Below are 17123 nucleotides of genomic sequence, written 5' to 3' on the forward strand. Positions count from 1 at the left end.
GCCCGCGGCGCTGGTCGTGGCGGGTGCCGCGGCCGTTCCGGGACGGTTCAGGGCCGGATCGCGCGTCGCCGGGCTGCTGGTGCTCGGCCCGCCGGTGCTGTGGACGCTCGGCACCGTCGCACCCGCCCTGGCGGGCGTCGACGACCCCGACGTCCCGGTGCAGGGCCTGATCGTCCTCGGGGCTGTCGCGGCCCTGCTGTTCTCGGCCCGGAAGCTCGTCGGCGGGGTCGTCGTGACGGCCGTAGCGATCTCGGCGGTGCCCTCGATCGCCGGGCTCGGGCTCGCCACCGCCCTGTCCGTCCAGTTGAGCGTGACGGCGGCGCTGTTCGCCCTGGCCTATCTGGTCGAACCGGACGAACTGCGCGCCGAGACGGCGCTGTTCGACCGGCGGGCCACGCTCGCCGCGCTCGGCGCCGCCGTGATCGCGATCGGCTGGTCCTTCGACGACGAGACCGCGACGGTCGTGACGCTCTCGGTCGTGTTCCTGCTCTGCACGGCACTCGCCGCCCTGGTCAGGACCAACACCGTCGCCGCGGTCGCGGCGGTGCTCGTCTCGGGCGGGCTGTGCGGGGCGGTCGCCGAGCTGGCGTCCTGGCCGACCCCGCCTGAGGTGTTCACGATCCCCGTCACCGCGGGCGGCCTGCTCCTCGGCTACCTGTGGCGCGGACGTCTGGCCTCCTCGTGGGCGGCGTACGGCCCCGCCCTCACGATCACCCTGCTGCCGAGCCTGCTGATGGTCTGGGACGAGCCCGGCTGGCAGCGCCCCCTCCTGCTGGGCGTCGCCGCCCTCGCGATCACACTGTTCGGCCTGCGCCACCGGCTCCAGGCCCCGGCCCTGCTCGGCGGCGTCACCCTCCTCCTGGACGTGGCGCACGAGCTGGCCCCGCACGTCGCGCAGCTCGCCGGGCTGCTCCCCCGCTGGATCCCGATCGCCGCCGCAGGGCTCCTGCTGCTGGTGCTCGGCGCGACCTACGAACGGCGGCTCCGCGAGCTCCGCGCCCTGCACGCACGGTTCACCACGATGCACTGAACCCGCCGTTTGGCCTGGTCAGGGCCGCGAGTTTGCCGGGGAGTGAAGATCGCCGGGTAGAGGGGCCTCATGGGGGATGACGGCTTCATCCGGGTGACGGGGGCCCGCGTCCACAACCTTCGGGCGGTGGACGTGGCGGTGCCGCGCGGTGCGCTCGTCGCGTTCACCGGCGTGTCGGGTTCGGGCAAGTCGTCCCTGGCCTTCGGGACGATCTTCGCGGAGGCGCAGCACCGCTATCTGGAGTCGGTCGCCCCGTACGCGCGCCGGCTCGTGCAGCAGCTCCCCGTCCCCGACGTCGAGGAGATCAGCGGGCTGCCGCCCGCGGTGGCGCTCGGCCAGCGGCGTTCAGTCCCCTCGGCCCGGTCGACGGTCGGCACCCTCAGCCGGGTGTCGAACTCGCTGCGGATGCTGATGTCCCGCGCCGGCAGCTACCCCGACGGCGCGGAGATGCTCTACTCGGACGCCTTCTCCCCCAACACCCTGGTCGGCGCCTGCCCCGGCTGTGAAGGGCAGGGCGTCGTCCACGAGGTGACCGAGGAGTCACTGGTCCCCGACCCGTCACTGAGCCTCGCCGACGGCGCGATCGCGTCGTGGCCGCGCGCCTGGCAGGGCAAGAACCTCCGCGACATCCTGCGCACCCTCGGCTACGACCTCGACGCCCCCTGGCGCGATCTGCCCGCCGAGGACCGCGACTGGATCCTGTTCACCGAGGACGAACCGGTCGTGACGGTCGAACCGGTCCGGGAGGCGGGCCGGATCCAACGCCCCTACCAGGGCAAGTACATGAGCGCCGCCCGGCTGGTGCTGCGGTCGTTCGCGACGTCGGCCAGCGAGAAGACCCGGCGGCGGGCCGAAGAGTTCATGACCAGCGTGACCTGCCCGCTGTGCGGGGGCCGGAAGCTCTGCCAGGAGGCCCTGGCCGTCACGTTCGCGGGCAAGGACATCGTCGAACTGTCCGCGATGCCGCTCGCCGAGCTCGGCCGACTGCTCACCGGCTACCGGGACGATCCGGGCGCCGTCGGCCCGCTGGCCCGCGACGTCGCCGAACGGATCGACGTCCTCGACGAGCTGGGCCTCGGCTACCTCGGCCTGGACCGGGCCGCACCGACCCTGTCGAGCGGCGAGTTCCAGCGGATCAGGCTCGCCACCCAGCTCCGCGCCGGCCTGTTCGGCGTCGTCTACGTGCTGGACGAGCCGTCGGCGGGCCTGCACCCGACCGACTCGGCGGCCCTGTCGGGCATCCTGCGGCGGCTGCGCGACTCCGGCAACACCGTCTGCCTGGTCGAACACGACCTCGACGTGGTCCGTGAGGCCGACTGGGTGGTCGACGTGGGGCCCGCCGCGGGGACGGGCGGCGGCCGGGTCCTGTACAGCGGCCCGGTCGACGGGCTCCGCGACGTCCCCGACTCGGTGACCGGCCGGTACCTGTTCCAGCGGATCGTCCCGGAATACCGGAAGCACCGACCGTCGGGGCTCCTCGAACTGCGCGGAGCCGACCGCAACAATCTGCGCGACCTGGACGTCGACGTGCCGCTCGGCGCGTTCACCGCGATCACCGGGGTGTCGGGGTCGGGCAAGTCGAGCCTGCTGGAGGCCATCGGCGACGCCGCGCCCGGCCGGGTCGTCCGGGTGGACCAGCAGCCGATCGGCCGGACCCCGCGCTCCAACCTCGCCACCTACACCGGCCTGTTCGACACGGTCCGCAAACTGTTCGCGGGCACCGACACGGCGCGGGAGCGTGGGTTCGGCCCGTCGCGGTTCTCGTTCAACGTGCCGGGCGGCCGCTGCGACACCTGTGAGGGCGACGGCCAGGTCTCGGTCGAGCTGCTGTTCCTGCCGGACGCCTACACGCCCTGCCCGTCCTGCGACGGCGCCCGCTACAACCCCGGAACCCTCGAGATCGCCTACCGGGGCAGGACCATCGCGGACGTCCTCGCGCTGACCGTCGACGAGGCGGCGCCGTTCTTCGCCGACGTCCCGGCCGTGGCCCGCGCCCTGGCGGCCCTGCGGGACGTCGGCCTCGGCTATCTGCGGCTCGGCCAGCCCGCGACCGAACTGTCCGGCGGCGAGGCGCAGCGGATCAAACTGGCGACCGAGCTGCAGCGCCGCCGGCTCGACGACACCCTCTACCTGCTCGACGAACCGTCCACCGGGCTGCACCCCGCCGACACCGATCTGCTGATGAAACGCCTGCACGACCTGGTCGACGGCGGCGCGACGGTCGTGGTGGTCGAACACGACCTGCGGGTCGTGGCGACCGCCGACCACGTGATCGACCTCGGCCCCGGCGGCGGCTCGGCCGGCGGACGGATCATCGCCGCTGGCCCGCCCGCCGCGATCGCCGCCGCCGACGGCAGCCGCACCGGCGCCCATCTCAAGGAGCTGCTCTGATGCGCCACGCCCTCTACCTGCCGCCGTTCGGCGAGCTGGCCGACCCCGACACCCTCGCCGACCTGGCCGAACTGGCGGAGAACGCCGGGTTCGACGGGCTGTTCCTCTGGGATCACGTGGCCAGGCCCGCCCATCCGGACCTGGCCGTCACGGACGTCTGGACGGCGCTCGCCGCGATCGCCTCCCGCACCCAGCGGATCACGATCGGCACCCGGATCACCCCGCTGTCGCGGCTCCGCCCGCAGCTCGTCGCCCGGCAGACCGCCGCGCTCGACCATCTCAGCAACGGCAGGCTGGTGCTCGGGGTCGGGCTCGGCGGCGACGACCACGGCGAGCTGGCCAGGTTCGGCGAGGTCACCGACCCCAGGATCCGCGCCGCCATGCTGGACGAATCCCTCGATCTGCTCTGCCAGATGTGGTCGGGCGAGCCCGTCGACCATCACGGCCCGCACTTCCGGGCCGAAGGCGGCCTCCGGTTCCTGCCGCGCCCCATCCAGCGGCCCCGGATCCCGGTCTGGGTGGCCGCCCAGACGATCCATCAGGGCCCGCTCCGCCGCGCCGCCCGCTTCGACGGCCTCTGCCCCGAAACCACCCCCGACGGGCTCCGCGAAATGCTCGCGATCATCGCGAGCCACCGGGGCGATCTGACCGGGTTCGAGGTGGCCGTCAGCGGTCTCCAGCACGCCGACCCCGAACCGTTCCGCGCGGCGGGCGCCACCTGGTGGCTCGTCCAGTTCCCCGAGATCACCACCCGCCAGGACGTGGTCGCCGCGATCGCCGATCACGCGGGGGCTACCATCGGCCGTACGGAGCGGTAGCCGATGGAGCAGACGTTCATGGAGCAGACCTCGCCGGCCGGCCGGACCGTCGCGGACGCGATGCTCCGCCGGCCCAAGCTGCACGGCCCGCACGTCACGGCCGGCGAACTCCAGACCCTCTTCCTGGACGACCACGTCCACGCGGCGCTGCTGGTCGGCCCCGGCCTGCGGCTGCTCGCCGTCGTCGAGCGGGCCGACCTGGCCGAGGCGAAGCCGTCGGATCCCGCGCTGCCGCTGGGCGGGCTCGACGGGCGCACCACCCGTCCCGCCGCCGATCTGACCGGGGTGTGGCAGCGGATGATCGACCAGGAGCGGCGCCGGCTGGCCGTCGTCGACGCCGCGGGGCTGCTGGTGGGGCTGCTCGCGCTCAAGCGTTCCCGGGCCGGTTTCTGCACCGACGCCGGAGTCCAGGCCCGCCGCGCGGAGCGGCGGGCCTGAGCAGGATCAGCGGTCGCGGCGGGGCAGCTGCGTGTCGTGCAGCATCAGGACTTCCTTGGCGTAGCCGTCGAGCTTCTGCGCCGACTCCATGAGCATCTTCTCGTCGTGGCCGTGCTTGGCGTTGTTCGCCTTCTCCTGGTCGCGGTGGCGAAGAATGTGCAGTTCTTCCTGCGCGTGTTCGATGAGCTTCGCGAGCGCGGTTTCAAGGTTCATATTCCGAATCTGCCCACCGGACGCCAATCCTCCGCCGCCACCACGTCAAGCCTTCCTCATGATTTGGGGCAAGTGTCCGATTCTGAGTTTTGCCGGGGCGGGACGGTGAAACAGAGCATGGTGTGGCCTGTGTCACGCCAGGCCGGATTCTGACGTCGAGGAGTCGGGGGACCCCGTGAACGCCGAAGAACTGGCCGGCCTGCGCCGGCCCCGCACCTATCCGGCCGTCTCGTTGATCATGCCGACGCACCGCACGTGGCCCGATCGCAAGCAGGACCGGATCCGGCTCAAGAACCTGATGGACGAGACCGCCCACCGGCTCCGCGCCCTCGACCTGCCGCATGGCGTCGCCGACGAGGTCCTCGACAACCTCGAGAAGGCCGCGGGGCAGATCGACTTCGAGCACACCACCGACGCGCTCGTCCTGCTGGCCGCGCCCGACGGGGAGGCGCACGGGTTCAGCTTCCCGCACGTCAACGTCGAGCCGCGGGTCGTCATCGACCAGACCTTCGCCACCCGCGACCTCGTCGCGATGATGGAGACCACACCGCGCTACTGGGTTCTGGTCATGTCGGAGCGCCCCACCCGGCTGTGGGACGGCGACGCCGGCCACATCGAGCAGGTCTCCAACGCCCTGTTCCCGATGTACTACGGCGAATCGCTGCCGCCAGACCGGGGCGTGTCGGACCTGCCCATCGAGAAGTTCCAGATCGAGGGCGACCGGCAGACCCACTACCACCGCAACTTCTTCCACGAGGTCGAGAAGAACCTCACCGAGGTGCTCCACCAGGACCCGCGGCCGCTGATCGTCCTCGGCGTCCAGCGGTATCTGGCGTTCTTCCACGAACTGGCCGACGGGCCCGTCGCCAAGGCGTTCATCGGCTCCGTCGACGGCAGCTACGACTCGGCGACCGCACCCGAACTCCTCGAACTCATCGACCCCGTCCTCGCCCAGGCCCACGCCGACCGGCAGAAGCAGGCCCTCGCCGACCTCGGGCACGCGCGCTCCGCCCACAAGTACGTCCAGGGGCTGGAGGAGTGCTGGAAGATGGCGTTCGAGGCGCGGGTCGAGCACCTGGTCGTCGAGGAGAACTACATTCCGCAGGCCCGGATCCTCAACGACCAGCTCCTGCCGGAGCACTCCACCCAGAGCAAGTACGACCGCCAGATGCTGCCCGACGGCTCCACCGAAGGCCGGGTGCTCGACGACGCCGTCGACGAACTCTGCGAGCTGGCGATGAACTCCGACGCCCGCATCACCTTCGTCCCCGACGGTTCCCTGTCCGACGCCGGCCGTATCGCCGCCGTCCTCCGCTTCTGACCCGAAGGACGGCTCATGCGTGCGGCTTACTACGACTCCTACGGCGATTCCGTCCTGCGGGTCGGCGAGCAGCCCGACCCGAAGTTCGGGCCCGCCGAACTGCTGGTCCAGGTGCGGGCCGCGGGGGTGAACCCCGTCGACTGGAAGGTCATGGCCGGCGGGCTCGACCCCATGATGGACGCCGTGTTCCCGGTGGTCCCCGGCTGGGACGTCGCCGGAGTGGTCAAGGCCGTCGGCCCCGACACCCCGGAGTTCTCGGTCGGTGACGAGGTCATCGCCTATGCCCGCAAGGACGACATCCACGGCGGGACGTTCGCGGAGCTCGTCACGGTGCCCGTCCGGGCGGCCGCCGGCAAACCCACCAGCTTCACGTGGGAGCAGGCGGGCGCGCTGCCGCTGGCCGGGCTGACCGCGCTGCGCTGTCTGGACCGGCTGGCCGTCGACGCCAAGGACACCGTCCTGATCTACGCGGCCTCGGGCGGGGTCGGCAGCATGGCCGTCCAGCTCGCCCGGCACCGCGGCGCCCGGGTGATCGGCACGGCGTCGCCGAAGAACCACGCGTACGTCGCGGCGCTGGGCGGGGAGCCGATCTCCTACGGCGACGGCCTGGTGGAGCGGGTGCGGGAGCTGGCGCCCGACGGGGTCACCGCGGTCGTCGACCTGGTCGGCGGGCTGACCGACACCACCGCGCAGCTCCTCGCGCCGGGCGGACGGCAGGTCTCCACGGTCGATCCGAAGGTCGCCGAGGCGGGCGGCGAGCTGGTCTGGGTGCGTCCCGACGGGGCTGCGCTGACGTATCTGGCGGCGCTCGCCGACAGCGACGTCCTGACCGTGGACGTCGCCGACATCTACGGGCTTGAGGACGTCGGCCAGGCGTTCGCGACCAGCCGCGACGGCCACACCCGCGGCAAGCTCGTCATCCGCTTCCCCGACTGACACGGCTCCACACGAAAGGCCGGCCCTTCAAGGGCCGGCCTTTCGTCACGAAATATCAGCCGTCGTAGCTGGTCGGCGGAAAGTCGGTGTCGTCCGCGTTCTCGGCCTTGCGCGCCGCCTCAGCCGCCTTCTCGGCCTCACCGCGCCGCTTGCCCTCCGGCTCCCCGGTCTTCCCGGGCACCCCGGCGACGGCCCGGTCCACCTGCGTCCGCTCGACGAGCTCCTCCTCGTCGGGCCGGAGCGGCATCCCCCTGCTGTGCCCGGTATCCGGATCCCCTTCGACCTGCTTGTTCGACTTGTGGTGATGCGCCATCGTCGATCCCCCCGATCCGAGACGGAACTCACTCGACATTTCCGCCTTCACCGGACCCCTTCCGCCAACCCCACCCCCCCAAACCGCCAGAGGCCCCAAGCCCGCGCCTCCATCTCCCCAGGGAGCTTCAAGGAGCTTCGACTCCTCAATCTACGGATCTGACCAGGCGTCAATCTGTCTACCGAGTTGACTTGACAGTGTCGCCTTCCTAGACTTAATCTCGTGAAACACACCGACCTCGTCCGCCGCCTCCGCCAGATCGCCAAAGAAGCCGGCTTGGTGCTCAAGGAGGACGGCGGAACGAACCATGAGAAGTGGATCGCCGGGTCGGCGACGGCGATCGTGCCCCGGCACAAGGAGGTCGGCGAGAACCTCGCGAAGAAGATCCTTCGCGATTTCGCTGCCGACCTGGCCGAACAGGAAGCCGAGGAAGAGGGGAACTGATCATGAAGGACTACACCGCGACCGCGATCCGCGATGGCGCATGGTGGATGCTGGAGATCACCGGTCCCGATCTCCGTCGCTCCGGAGCCACCCAGGTCAAGCGCCTAGACCAGGCCGAAGCCATGGCCCGTGACTGGATCCGGACTCGCTTCGACACCCTTACTGACGCGGACTTCACCGTTGAGGTCGTCGCCGAGTTCGACTCGGAGGATGAGCCGGCCATAGAGGACGCGCGTGCCAAGCGTCTGGCCGCGGAAACCGCTCTGTCAGCTTCGACCTCAGCGACGGTCGAGGCTGTCGTGCGGCTCGGCGAAAGGGGCCTGTCCTCGCGCGACATCGGCACCATTCTCGGGATCTCCTTCCAGCACGCCGCCGCCGTTCTGTCCGATGCCAGAAGAAGGGCTCAGGCGGAGAGGCCCTCGGCTGATCAGACGCCGGCGCCTCCGGCCGCGAAGACCTCTAAACAACGGGCGCGCCGCAAGGTCGACGCCTGAGCCCGCGTCCACGGCCGTTCATACATGCGCCTCCGCGGTGTGACCACAGAGTCCCTCTGATCGGATAGTTCCCCCGGCGCTGCTTTCCCTCCCCGGCTCAGCGCCGCCAGAGGACCGCGTTGGTGTCGTAGCGACCGTCGGCGCGGCCGCCCGCGAGGAGGTGGCCGCCGATCAGAGCGATCGTGCGGAGGTCGGGGGACGCGGGCAGGGAGGTCCAGCGGGCCGCCGAGGTGCGGTGGAAGACCCTGAGGACGTCCGGATGGGAGTCCTCGGTGCTCCAGAGCTGCGACGCCATCACATAAGTGCCGCCCTTGCCGTCCGGGATCTGCCGCTCGGGCGACCAGCCGCGGAGCGCCTTCGGCTGCTCAGTGCGCCACACGCCCTTGCTCCAGCGGTGGGTGAAGGACCGCCAGCGCCCGATCTCGCCCTCCCACAGGCAGGGATTGAGGTCGAGATATCGGCCGCCGATCATCACTCCGCCGCCGGGGAGCGCGGCCAGCGACGTCAGATGGGTGGTGCGGCCCTTGGTCTTCGGACCCTCGTTCCAGTCGGTGAGCAGGCGGCCGGTCGGGACGGTCCGCCAGCGGCGCCCGTCGAACCTGGACAGGACGGGTGTTCCGGACGGGGTGTGGCCGTACGCCCAGATCAGCCCGCCGATCCGGGTGGCGCGCTCGACCCTGATCGGGGCTTTGGCGCGGGTCCAGCGGCGGCCGTCGTAACGCAGGGTGACGCCGTCGAGGGAGTCGGTCGAACCGAACGCCCACGCCTTGCGGGCCCCGTCGGAGATCACCGCGGACACCACGACGTCCTTGACCGCGGCGGCGGTCACGAAGCGGCGGCCGTCCCAGCGCAGCAGGTGCGAGGCACGTTCGGGCTTCAGCGGAAGCGGCGGCAGCGGCCCGTCGACACAGAGATCACCACGATCCCGCCGATCCTCCGCGAACGCGCCGGGCAGGAGCGCCCACGCGGCGGCCGGGGACGAGGCGTCGAGCAGGATCGGCGCCGGTTCGAAGTCCCAGGGCCGGGCGACGGGCAGCGCGGGGAAGGCCGCCCGCTTCCAGGAACGTCCGTTCCAGTGGTAGGCGATCACCCTGGTCAGGCTGCCCGTGCCGGTGCGGACGCCCAGCGCCCACGCGCTGTTCTTCCCGCCCGACGCCAGCGCGGTGAAGGAGTCGTGGCCGCGGAACTGCGCGGTGAACACCGGCCGCCAAGCCGGGGCGGCGACGGCCGGTGCGGGCAGCGCGACGGCCAGGGCGGCGGCCAGCAGGATCTTCTTCATCTGGTCACCAGTCTCTGGAAGACGCCGTCGGGGTCCCAGCCGTGGTCGGAGTCGCCAGTCGCGGCCCAGATCTCGGACGTGCCGGGCCGGGCGGCGCAGGCGTCGGGGAGCGCGATCCGGGTGCGGTCGCCGAGCGTCGTGGCCGTCCAGGCGCCGGATCTCGCGCGGTGCCAGAGCGTGGCCGGGGAGTCGTCGCCCATCGGATCGGCGCCGACGGAACCCGCCCACAGGCCGCCCTTGCCGTCCGGGACGACGCAGCGCATCGCCCAGCCGGAGATCGCCGGGGTGGTGTCGGGGATCCAGCGGCGGCCGTCCCACCGCAGGAAGAAGGTGCGTTTCCCGTCACTGCCGCTGATGATCACCCCGCCGGGGACGGGGGCGAGATCGCCCCAGTCGTTCGGATAAGTGTCGGTGATCCCCGTGGACGGCAGCAGCTTCCAGCTCTTCCCGTTCCAGCGTGCGACGGCCAGTTTCCGGTCGATCCTGGTGTGCACCCAGACGTTCTTCCCGTCGCTCCTGACATGTTCCACGGGAAACATCAGCCGGGCCCCGGCCTTCCACCGGCCGTGCTGGAAGATCCAGGTGCGGCGTCCGGAGGCGAAGGCGATCGCCCGGTCCTTGCCGTAGGCGCCGACCGCGACGACCTGGCCCTTGGTCGGGATCTTGGAGATCGTCCAGCGGCCGCCGCGCCAGCGCAGCACCCGTGCCCCCGCGCTGTTGAACGGGAGGGCGGCCGCCCAGGCGTTGGCCGGCGACGAGGCGCTGAGCTTGTCCTGGTCGTAGTACTCCCAGTCGGCTTCGAGCCCGGCGGGCAGCGGGGAGCGGGTCCAGCGGCGGCCGTTCCAGCGGTAGGCGATCGTCTCGACGGACCGTTCGCCCTTCTGGACCATGCGGGTGCCGAACGCCCAGCCGCTGTTCTTCCCGCCGAACGTGATCGCGCCGAGGAAGTCGTCGCCGCGCAGGTCCGTCCGGCCGACGGTCTCCCAGTGCGGGGTCACGGGGGCGGCGGCGAGGGCGACAGCGAGCACCAGGGGGAGCATTGCGTGATCTTAACGTCCTGGTGGAACCGCCTGACCGGGCACACTTCACCCGGGCGAAGTGGATAAAGTGCGCCAATGGTTGAGTTGCAGTCATTTGCCCGTCCCGTGGTGGTTGCCGGGAGCGGGCGCGATCCGTTCTTCGACAACGTCCGGGTGCTGGCGGTGATGCTGATCGCCGGTCAGGGCGCGATCGCGGGGCTGCGCAAGACCGTCCCGTCGGGCCACGCGCTCTGGATGTTCGTCGGCGTGTTCGCGATGCCACTGCTGATCATGCTGTCGGGCTATCTGTCGCAGGAGTTCTCGTTCGAGAAGCGGAAGGCGCAGCGGCTCATCACCGGGATCCTCGTCCCGTACCTGCTGTTCGAGGTGGCCTACTCGCTGTTCGACTGGCACTTCGGCGGCCGGAGCGAGCTGCGGTTCAGCCTGCTCGACCCCTACGGCGTCACCTGGTTCCTGATGGCGCTGTTCTTCTGGCGGCTGTCCACCCCGGTCTGGCAGCAGATCCGCTGGCCGCTGGCGGTCTCCGTGGTCTTCGCGCTGCTCTGCTACTGCGGGCCGCTCTCCCACCAGCTCGACATGCACCGGATCTTCGGGCTGACCCCGTTCTACGTGCTCGGCCTCAAGCTCCGGCCCGAACACTTCGCGCTGCTCCGCTCGCGCGGCGCCCGTCCGGCCGGCTTCCTGATCCTCATCGGCGGGCTGCTCCTGGCGTTCCCCGCGAAGGACCATCTCGGCGACGGCTGGTTCGTCTGGCGCGAGTCCAACCAGACGCTCGCCGCGGGCGAACTCACCGGGACGGTCCTGCGGCTCGCGCTCTACGGCGCGGCCGTGATCCTGGCCGCGGCGTTCCTGGCGGTCGTCCCCCGCTCCCGCACCTTCTTCACCGGGCTCGGCACCACCGCGATCTTCGGCTATCTCCTCCACTGGTTCTTCGTGCGCTTCGCCGCCTTCCAGGGCTGGGACAACGCCCTCCACCTGCGGAGCTTCCCGGCGATGGCCCTGCTCTTCTGCGCCGGCGCCCTGTTCACGGCCGTCCTGTGCACCCCGCCGATCGTCAAGGCCACCCGCTGGGCCGTCCAACCCGACCTCACCTGGGCCTTCAAGAAGTCTTGATCGGCCGGTGGGCCCGGGGACCTAGGCTCGTCCCATGCCGAGACGACTTCTGGGGTTGCTGTTCGCCGTTCCGCTGCTGGCGGGCTGCTCGGGGGACGGCACACCGGACGAGCCGCCGCGAGCGGCGACGGCCGAATCGGTCGTGGGGATCTGGAGCGGCTCCTACGACTGCGACGGGGCCCGCGAGAACGTCCGGCTGACGCTCTCACTCGGCGTGGACCTCGGCGTCGAGGGGACGGCCGAGATCGCGCCGATCGCCACACCCGGGGTCTATGTCGGGAGTTTTCCGGTCAGCGGAGTATTCGACGGCGGCGCGCTGCTGCTGCACGGCGACACGATCGGCGCGGATCTGCCCGACGAGCTCGACGCCGTCGACCTGAACGCCGACGGCATCGAGGGAGACAAGATCACCGGGAAGGTGCGGCGCGCCCAGGCGGACTGCGGCGCGTTCGCGGTGACCCGGCAGGACTAGCTTGCAGGACTAGAGGCGGGTGAAGACCAGGTTGAGGGTGTGGACGTAGCTGCCCTCCACCGTGATCGAGGTCCTGGCCTTGAGGGTGGTGGCGGAGCAGGTGAACCGGCCGGCGCCGGCCGGGATCGGGTCGAAGCCGCCGTTGCCGTACGGGTTGTGCAGCACCTTGATCAGGTTGAAGGTCTGCAGCGCGCCCCTGCGGGGCCTGATCACCTTGGCGTAGCCGGTGGCCTTGCCCTTCGCCTTGTCCTCGTTGACGGAGAACGTGCCCTTCCGGTCGCCGGACAGTTTCAGCGGGAGCGTCACGGTGCCCTTGTACAGGCGCCGGACCTCGCGGGTCGTGCCGCGTTCGGTGAGGATCGTGGTGCCGGTCTTGCTGCCCTTGTAGTTATAGGTCCAGCTCTTCGCGGTGACTTTTAGCTTGGTGCCGGAGTAACCGGACTGGACGTAGGAGAACGGCCCGTCCTCCGGCACGACGAGCTTCTCGGTCGCCTTCGCCTTGATGAGCTTCCAGTTCCCGATCGCGCACTTCGGCTTGGCGGACGCGGCACCCGCCGGGACGGCCACGAGCGCTCCCGCGCCGACGAGCACCCCCACCAACATGATCTTCTTCATGGCAGGAAACTAGCCGATTTGTCGTACATAACGGGATTGTCACTCTAGGCTCGTGGGGCTCGTCCGTCCCACCCCCCTGGGAGTGCTCATGGCCCGCGCCCGCCGCCTGCTCGCCGTCGCCCTCGCCGCCGGGATGGTCCTCGCGCCCGCCGCCGAGGCCGCCGCGGCGCCGAAGAAGAAGCCGACCGCCGTCGACCACGTGCTCGCCTACATCAACAAGGCGCGCAAGGCCCACCGGCTCAAACCGCTCAAGCTGAAGCCCGGCCTCACCAAGGCCGCCACCTACCACGGCAAGTGGATGCTGAAGCCGCAGTGCGGCCTCACCCACCAGTGCGCGGGCGAACCCACGCTCGGCCGCAGGCTGACCATGGCGCACGTCACCTGGTCGGCGGCGGGCGAGAACATCGGCTACCGCGGACCCGCCCGCAAGACCGTCAAGGCGATCGCGAACTCCGCGATCGCCACGACCCGCGCCATGCTCGCCGAGACCCCGCCCAACGACGGGCACCGCAGAGCCCTGCTCAACCCGGGCTACTCCCGGATCGGCCTCTGGGTCCACCGGGACAAGAAGGGCATCGTCTGGATCGTCCAGGACTTCGCGAACTAGGCGGTGTCTTATGGATCTTGTCCGTAGCGAGCGGCGGTCAGGTGCGTGCCTCGGGGGTGCGGAGGAGGGAGCCAGCCTGGTTGGCTGGTGACCGACGACAAGCCCGCGAGGTGCGTGCCTGGGCGTCGCGCAGTAGGACTGAAGATTCATAAGACACCGCCTAGTCCGGCCGGACGAGGCAGCCGATCGGCCGAGGCTAGTCGGCGATGAACTCCTCGTAGGAGATCTCACCGTCGGCGTTCTTGTCGGCCGTCGCGATGTAGGCGTCGATCTCCTCGACGGAGCGCTGGTCACCGGCGTTGGCGAACGCGGCGATCAGCTCGTCGCGGCTGAGGAAACCGGAGCCGTCGGTGTCGAGGGCCCGGAACTCGGCGTGGTGGTCGGTGTTCGGGTTCTCATGCTTGCCCATCCCGCCACACTACCGACACGGCCGCCCCGAAAATGTCAGTGCCATGCGAAAGTATGTTCGTATGGAAGAGATCCGGGGTTCCTGGTTCGATCTGACCACCGAGCTGGCCGAAGCGTGCCGCGCCGCCGACGCCGCATGGATGTTCCTGCGACGGTTCGCCGCCGCCTGGGCCGAACCGCTCCGTCCCGAGGACGGCCACACACCCGCCGAGCTCGACGCCGCCGCGAAACGGCTCGGCCACCCGCTGCCCGAAGCGCTCCGCAGGCTGCATGGCCTGCTCGGGCGGCGCGACGACCTGACCCGCACCACCGATCCGCTGATCCCGCCGCAGCACCTCTGGGTCGAAGGCGGTGTGCTGATCTTCCGCTACGAGGCCCAGCACTGCGCCTACTGGGGCATCCCGGTCGCCTCGCTGGACGAGGCCGATCCGCCGGTCGTCTGCCGCGACCACACGTCCGGCGACTGGTGGCCGTACGCCGAACGGTTCAGCCTCGCCGCGATCGAACTGGTCCTCACCGAGACGATGTTCAGCACCGGTTCCGAACTGGCCGACAACGCCGAGTTCACCCCGTCGGCCGAGGCGGCGCTCCTGGAGCGCTACCCGCCACTGCCGCTCCCGGCGTTCCGGCACTGGGCGCTGCCCGGCTCGCCGCCGCTGCGCTGGCACGGCGACTCCGACACCCTGGTCCGCTACGACGGCGGCGCCTGGCTCTGGGTGTACGCCCGCACACCCCGCGCCATCGCCGACGCACGCCGCACCCTGGGGCTGTCCTGGCTGATGTCCTAGCTGGCTGATGTCCTAAGTTGAGGGCGCCGAGTGATGGCACAGGGCACCCCGGATACCGGGCTTTACCTGCGGTAACACAGAATGTGCCGGTGAGGTTTCGGGGGTTGCGGTCGGTCGGGGGCAAGAGCCTCGGCGAGCGGGTGCTGGGGTGGACGGCGGCCCTGCCGCCCGAGGACGCACCGATCGTCACCCTGGCGGCGCTGGCCCGCGACCTCGATCCGGCGCCGCTCGCCGAAGCCGCGGGCGTCAGCGAGGACAGGGTCGTCGCGGTGCTGGAGTCGGGGGTCGCCGCCCGGGTGCTGCCCGATCTGTCGCTGCTGCCCGAGCAGGTGCGGGCGCTGGTGCTGGCCCGGGTGCATCCGTCCCAGCGGACCAGACTGGCGGCCCACCTCGCCGACGTCCTGGCGCGGCGCGCTGACATCCCGTCGGGCCGAATCGCCGCCCTCTACCTGTCGGCAGGCGACCCACGGGCCGTCGCCTGGTGCCGTCGCGCCGCCACCGACGCCCTCAGCCCCGACGAGTCCGCCGCCTGGATCCGCGCCCTCACCGACATCCCCGTCGACCACTGACCGCCCCGCGCTCAGGGAGCGACCCACCTCCCCGCGTCCGGCCGGCGGGCCGAGCTCCCGACCGGCCAGTGTTCAGGGGGCGAACGGGATGTTCACGCAGGCCAGGCGGGTGGGGGGTGAGGCCGTGCCGTGGGGGTCGTGGAGGACGATCGAGCGGGGCAGCCGGGTGGGTGCGAAGGTCCAGGGGTGGCGGGTCTTGGCGACGGCCTCGCCGTGGGGGCCGGTCGTGAACGTGAACCAGACCTCGTTGGCGGCGTCGGGCTTGCCCTTGGGGTCGTCCAGGTAGTGGCCGCCGGAGGCCAGCGGGGCGACTCCACACGGGTTGACGTGCACATGTGCGACATACGGGCGGTTTCTGGCGAGGCCACGGACCGTGAGCGTCGCGGTGCTGCGTTTCCCGGCGAACGTCACGGAGCGGAGTTTCACCAGGGCGCCGGGCGGGGCGAGCTTCGGGTCGTGGCTGAAGCCCGTGGTGGCGATGGCGGCGGGCCGGAGATGGGCGCGGACCTCGACCACGGTCCGGTCGTCCGGCGGGGGCGGGCTGGAGGAGCGGTCGATCCCGGCGAAAGCGACACCGCCGACGGCGACCGCCCCGATCACACCCAGTCCGACCACACCGCTGCCCATGCCCCACCCCACCATTGGAAGAGCTCCATGGTGACGGAGAGCGACGTCCGCGTCACGTACTTCGGGGAAGCGGCATCGGTCCGGACGCACCGGTCAGGACATGGCCTGCCCGATCCGGGCGCCGAGGGCCGTCCAGCGGTCGGCGGGCATCGGCGGGAGGACGTCGTCCCAGAACGGCATACAGCTGCCGCGGAGCTGCGGCAGCCCGGCCGGGCGGGCCATGAACCACCAGTGGAGGTGCGCCGCGCCGTCGCCCCACCGGCTGACGTGCACGCGGGCGACACCGTCGAGCGACTTCAGCGCGCTTTCGACGCGGCGCATCATCGGGCCGAGCCCGGCCAGCAGATCGTCGGGGAGGTCGTCGAGGTCGTGGTGGGCGCGCGGCCAGAGCAGCAGGGTCGGCAGCGACGCCGGTTCGGTGAACATCTCCAGCAGCCAGTGGTCGTCCGACCAGAGGAAGTCGGCGTCGTCGCGCCGGCAGATGTCGCACGCCTGCGGGCCTGATTCGCCCATCCGGGGCGGTTCGGGCAGCACCGGTGCGTCCAGCCGTTTGACGGACAGGTCGCCGGCGAAGGGGAAGATCTCCCAGCCGACGACGGAGCCGTCGCGGAGCGGGATGTCGCGGCCGATCGGGAAGTGCGCGAGATGCTCGGGAATCATGGTGGGAAATAGTAGGGCTTGGTCGCTTTTGTCGCTTTCTCTGGAATGCCGTGTGCGACCTGACAGCCACTGTTATGTTTCTGACGGGCTGTTCGGTTCTGGGTAAACGTCCGTTGAGCAGGCGATAGAACATTGGTGCCATGTGCGGCATTTGACCCGGCGAGAGTTTTCCTTCACGCTGTGTGTCAACCCAAGAACTCTTCGGAGTTCCAAGGCGTGCGTGGGCAATCACATGCGGGGCCTGCCAGATCGCCGTCCGGACACCCCAGCGGACGGAACCGAGGGATGGTGGATGTGATTCGTGTAGTCGTCGCCGACGAGGTCCGGCTCTTCCGGAGCGGTCTCGTCGCGCTGCTGGAGACCGAGCCGGACATCGAGATGGTCGGTGCCGTCGAGGACGGCAGAACCGTGACGGCCGCCGTCCGGTCGAGCGGCGCCGACGTCGCGCTCCTCGACCTCGACCTGCCCGACATGGACGCCTTCACCGCGACGGGCGCCGTCCGCGCCGCCGCACCGCAGTGCCGGGTCGTCGTCCTGGCGGCCCGCC

The 17123-nt window shown here is 70.9% G+C and carries 22 protein-coding genes; 14 read left to right on the forward strand and 8 right to left on the reverse strand.

Annotated features, from left to right (window positions below; all coding sequences use genetic code 11):
• From ACYVE7_RS14205 to ACYVE7_RS14220, 4 genes are all read left to right on the forward strand, one after another.
• Positions 1–1030: SCO7613 C-terminal domain-containing membrane protein (locus ACYVE7_RS14205; RefSeq protein WP_460365138.1), on the forward strand; the 1030-nt coding region annotated here is incomplete at its 5' end.
• Between the two features lie 69 nt (positions 1031–1099).
• Entirely contained in the window at positions 1100–3421 is a 2322-nt protein-coding gene (locus ACYVE7_RS14210) for an ATP-binding cassette domain-containing protein (RefSeq protein ID WP_460365139.1), read from the forward strand.
• A complete protein-coding gene (locus tag ACYVE7_RS14215) occupies positions 3421–4239 on the forward strand; it encodes an LLM class flavin-dependent oxidoreductase (protein WP_460365140.1) in 819 nt (272 codons plus the stop codon). Before ACYVE7_RS14210 ends, ACYVE7_RS14215 begins: the two co-directional genes overlap by 1 nt.
• A gap of 3 nt (positions 4240–4242) precedes the next feature.
• The gene (locus ACYVE7_RS14220) at positions 4243–4677 is read left to right on the forward strand and encodes a hypothetical protein (RefSeq protein WP_460365141.1); all 435 of its coding nucleotides are present in this window, start codon (positions 4243–4245) and stop codon (positions 4675–4677) included.
• A gap of 6 nt (positions 4678–4683) precedes the next feature.
• Here the strand turns inward: ACYVE7_RS14220 and ACYVE7_RS14225 are convergent, their stop codons facing one another.
• Entirely contained in the window at positions 4684–4890 is a 207-nt protein-coding gene (locus ACYVE7_RS14225; protein WP_460365142.1) for a hypothetical protein, read from the reverse strand.
• 175 nt (positions 4891–5065) lie between these two features.
• On the opposite strand from ACYVE7_RS14225, the gene ACYVE7_RS14230 reads away from it, so the two are divergent.
• Both ACYVE7_RS14230 and ACYVE7_RS14235 read left to right on the forward strand, forming a co-directional pair.
• Positions 5066–6211, forward strand: coding sequence for a baeRF3 domain-containing protein (locus ACYVE7_RS14230; RefSeq protein ID WP_460365143.1), 1146 nt, complete (start codon positions 5066–5068; stop codon positions 6209–6211).
• Between the two features lie 15 nt (positions 6212–6226).
• Complete coding sequence (locus ACYVE7_RS14235) at positions 6227–7147, forward strand: NADP-dependent oxidoreductase (protein ID WP_460365144.1); 921 nt, start codon at positions 6227–6229, stop codon at positions 7145–7147.
• Between the two features lie 55 nt (positions 7148–7202).
• Here ACYVE7_RS14235 and ACYVE7_RS14240 read toward each other — a convergent pair whose 3' ends face one another.
• A complete protein-coding gene (locus tag ACYVE7_RS14240; RefSeq protein ID WP_460365145.1) occupies positions 7203–7460 on the reverse strand; it encodes a hypothetical protein in 258 nt (85 codons plus the stop codon).
• Positions 7461–7682: 222 nt separating this feature from the next.
• Between ACYVE7_RS14240 and ACYVE7_RS14245 the strand changes: the two genes are divergently transcribed.
• The gene (locus ACYVE7_RS14245) at positions 7683–7904 is read left to right on the forward strand and encodes a hypothetical protein (protein ID WP_460365146.1); all 222 of its coding nucleotides are present in this window, start codon (positions 7683–7685) and stop codon (positions 7902–7904) included.
• A gap of 2 nt (positions 7905–7906) precedes the next feature.
• A complete protein-coding gene (locus tag ACYVE7_RS14250; protein WP_460365147.1) occupies positions 7907–8398 on the forward strand; it encodes a hypothetical protein in 492 nt (163 codons plus the stop codon).
• Between the two features lie 97 nt (positions 8399–8495).
• On the opposite strand, the gene ACYVE7_RS14255 is transcribed toward ACYVE7_RS14250, so the two are convergent.
• Together ACYVE7_RS14255 and ACYVE7_RS14260 are read right to left on the reverse strand one after the other, a co-directional pair.
• Entirely contained in the window at positions 8496–9677 is a 1182-nt protein-coding gene (locus ACYVE7_RS14255; RefSeq protein WP_460365148.1) for a hypothetical protein, read from the reverse strand.
• Positions 9674–10717, reverse strand: coding sequence for a hypothetical protein (locus ACYVE7_RS14260; protein WP_460365149.1), 1044 nt, complete (start codon positions 10715–10717; stop codon positions 9674–9676). The genes ACYVE7_RS14255 and ACYVE7_RS14260 overlap by 4 nt, the downstream gene beginning before the upstream one ends.
• 105 nt (positions 10718–10822) lie before the next feature.
• On the opposite strand from ACYVE7_RS14260, the gene ACYVE7_RS14265 reads away from it, so the two are divergent.
• Positions 10823–11830: an acyltransferase family protein gene (locus ACYVE7_RS14265; protein WP_460365150.1), complete on the forward strand. Its 1008-nt coding sequence runs from the start codon at positions 10823–10825 to the stop codon at positions 11828–11830.
• A 34-nt stretch (positions 11831–11864) separates the two neighbouring features.
• Positions 11865–12302, forward strand: a complete 438-nt coding sequence (locus tag ACYVE7_RS14270) for a hypothetical protein (protein ID WP_460365151.1) — start codon at positions 11865–11867, stop codon at positions 12300–12302.
• A 9-nt stretch (positions 12303–12311) separates the two neighbouring features.
• Here ACYVE7_RS14270 and ACYVE7_RS14275 read toward each other — a convergent pair whose 3' ends face one another.
• Positions 12312–12917 (reverse strand): hypothetical protein, encoded by a 606-nt coding sequence (locus tag ACYVE7_RS14275; protein WP_460365152.1) that lies wholly within the window; start codon positions 12915–12917, stop codon positions 12312–12314.
• Positions 12918–12969: 52 nt separating this feature from the next.
• Between ACYVE7_RS14275 and ACYVE7_RS14280 the strand changes: the two genes are divergently transcribed.
• Positions 12970–13524, forward strand: a complete 555-nt coding sequence (locus tag ACYVE7_RS14280) for a CAP domain-containing protein (RefSeq protein ID WP_460365153.1) — start codon at positions 12970–12972, stop codon at positions 13522–13524.
• A gap of 196 nt (positions 13525–13720) precedes the next feature.
• Here ACYVE7_RS14280 and ACYVE7_RS14285 read toward each other — a convergent pair whose 3' ends face one another.
• Positions 13721–13933 carry an EF-hand domain-containing protein gene (locus ACYVE7_RS14285; protein ID WP_460365155.1) on the reverse strand — a complete coding sequence of 71 codons (213 nt, stop codon included), beginning with the start codon at positions 13931–13933 and terminating at the stop codon, positions 13721–13723.
• A gap of 61 nt (positions 13934–13994) precedes the next feature.
• On the opposite strand from ACYVE7_RS14285, the gene ACYVE7_RS14290 reads away from it, so the two are divergent.
• Together ACYVE7_RS14290 and ACYVE7_RS14295 are read left to right on the forward strand one after the other, a co-directional pair.
• Positions 13995–14720, forward strand: a complete 726-nt coding sequence (locus ACYVE7_RS14290) for a hypothetical protein (RefSeq protein ID WP_460365156.1) — start codon at positions 13995–13997, stop codon at positions 14718–14720.
• 104 nt (positions 14721–14824) lie between these two features.
• Positions 14825–15289 carry a hypothetical protein gene (locus ACYVE7_RS14295; protein ID WP_460365157.1) on the forward strand — a complete coding sequence of 155 codons (465 nt, stop codon included), beginning with the start codon at positions 14825–14827 and terminating at the stop codon, positions 15287–15289.
• 72 nt (positions 15290–15361) lie between these two features.
• Here ACYVE7_RS14295 and ACYVE7_RS14300 read toward each other — a convergent pair whose 3' ends face one another.
• Both ACYVE7_RS14300 and ACYVE7_RS14305 read right to left on the reverse strand, forming a co-directional pair.
• On the reverse strand, positions 15362–15916 hold the full coding sequence (locus ACYVE7_RS14300) for a hypothetical protein (protein WP_460365158.1): 555 nt from the start codon (positions 15914–15916) through the stop codon (positions 15362–15364).
• Between the two features lie 93 nt (positions 15917–16009).
• Positions 16010–16576, reverse strand: a complete 567-nt coding sequence (locus ACYVE7_RS14305; RefSeq protein WP_460365159.1) for a hypothetical protein — start codon at positions 16574–16576, stop codon at positions 16010–16012.
• Positions 16577–16870: 294 nt separating this feature from the next.
• Between ACYVE7_RS14305 and ACYVE7_RS14310 the strand changes: the two genes are divergently transcribed.
• Positions 16871–17123 (forward strand): response regulator (locus tag ACYVE7_RS14310; RefSeq protein WP_460365160.1); only part of this gene is annotated, 253 nt, incomplete at its 3' end.

It is taken from the genome of Actinocorallia lasiicapitis, assembly GCF_054778695.1.

Bases quoted from the DNA above. Each gene is read 5' to 3' on its own strand.
- ACYVE7_RS14210 (WP_460365139.1), top strand. From the start codon at position 1,100: ATGGGGGATGACGGCTTCATCCGGGTGACGGGGGCCCGCGTCCACAAC.
- ACYVE7_RS14215 (WP_460365140.1), top strand. From the start codon at position 3,421: ATGCGCCACGCCCTCTACCTGCCGCCGTTCGGCGAGCTGGCCGACCCC.
- ACYVE7_RS14220 (WP_460365141.1), top strand. From the start codon at position 4,243: ATGGAGCAGACGTTCATGGAGCAGACCTCGCCGGCCGGCCGGACCGTC.
- ACYVE7_RS14225 (WP_460365142.1), bottom strand. From the start codon at position 4,890: ATGAACCTTGAAACCGCGCTCGCGAAGCTCATCGAACACGCGCAGGAA.
- ACYVE7_RS14235 (WP_460365144.1), top strand. From the start codon at position 6,227: ATGCGTGCGGCTTACTACGACTCCTACGGCGATTCCGTCCTGCGGGTC.
- ACYVE7_RS14240 (WP_460365145.1), bottom strand. From the start codon at position 7,460: ATGGCGCATCACCACAAGTCGAACAAGCAGGTCGAAGGGGATCCGGAT.
- ACYVE7_RS14250 (WP_460365147.1), top strand. From the start codon at position 7,907: ATGAAGGACTACACCGCGACCGCGATCCGCGATGGCGCATGGTGGATG.
- ACYVE7_RS14255 (WP_460365148.1), bottom strand. From the start codon at position 9,677: ATGAAGAAGATCCTGCTGGCCGCCGCCCTGGCCGTCGCGCTGCCCGCA.
- ACYVE7_RS14260 (WP_460365149.1), bottom strand. From the start codon at position 10,717: ATGCTCCCCCTGGTGCTCGCTGTCGCCCTCGCCGCCGCCCCCGTGACC.
- ACYVE7_RS14270 (WP_460365151.1), top strand. From the start codon at position 11,865: ATGCCGAGACGACTTCTGGGGTTGCTGTTCGCCGTTCCGCTGCTGGCG.
- ACYVE7_RS14275 (WP_460365152.1), bottom strand. From the start codon at position 12,917: ATGAAGAAGATCATGTTGGTGGGGGTGCTCGTCGGCGCGGGAGCGCTC.
- ACYVE7_RS14285 (WP_460365155.1), bottom strand. From the start codon at position 13,933: ATGGGCAAGCATGAGAACCCGAACACCGACCACCACGCCGAGTTCCGG.
- ACYVE7_RS14290 (WP_460365156.1), top strand. From the start codon at position 13,995: ATGGAAGAGATCCGGGGTTCCTGGTTCGATCTGACCACCGAGCTGGCC.
- ACYVE7_RS14300 (WP_460365158.1), bottom strand. From the start codon at position 15,916: ATGGGCAGCGGTGTGGTCGGACTGGGTGTGATCGGGGCGGTCGCCGTC.
- ACYVE7_RS14305 (WP_460365159.1), bottom strand. From the start codon at position 16,576: ATGATTCCCGAGCATCTCGCGCACTTCCCGATCGGCCGCGACATCCCG.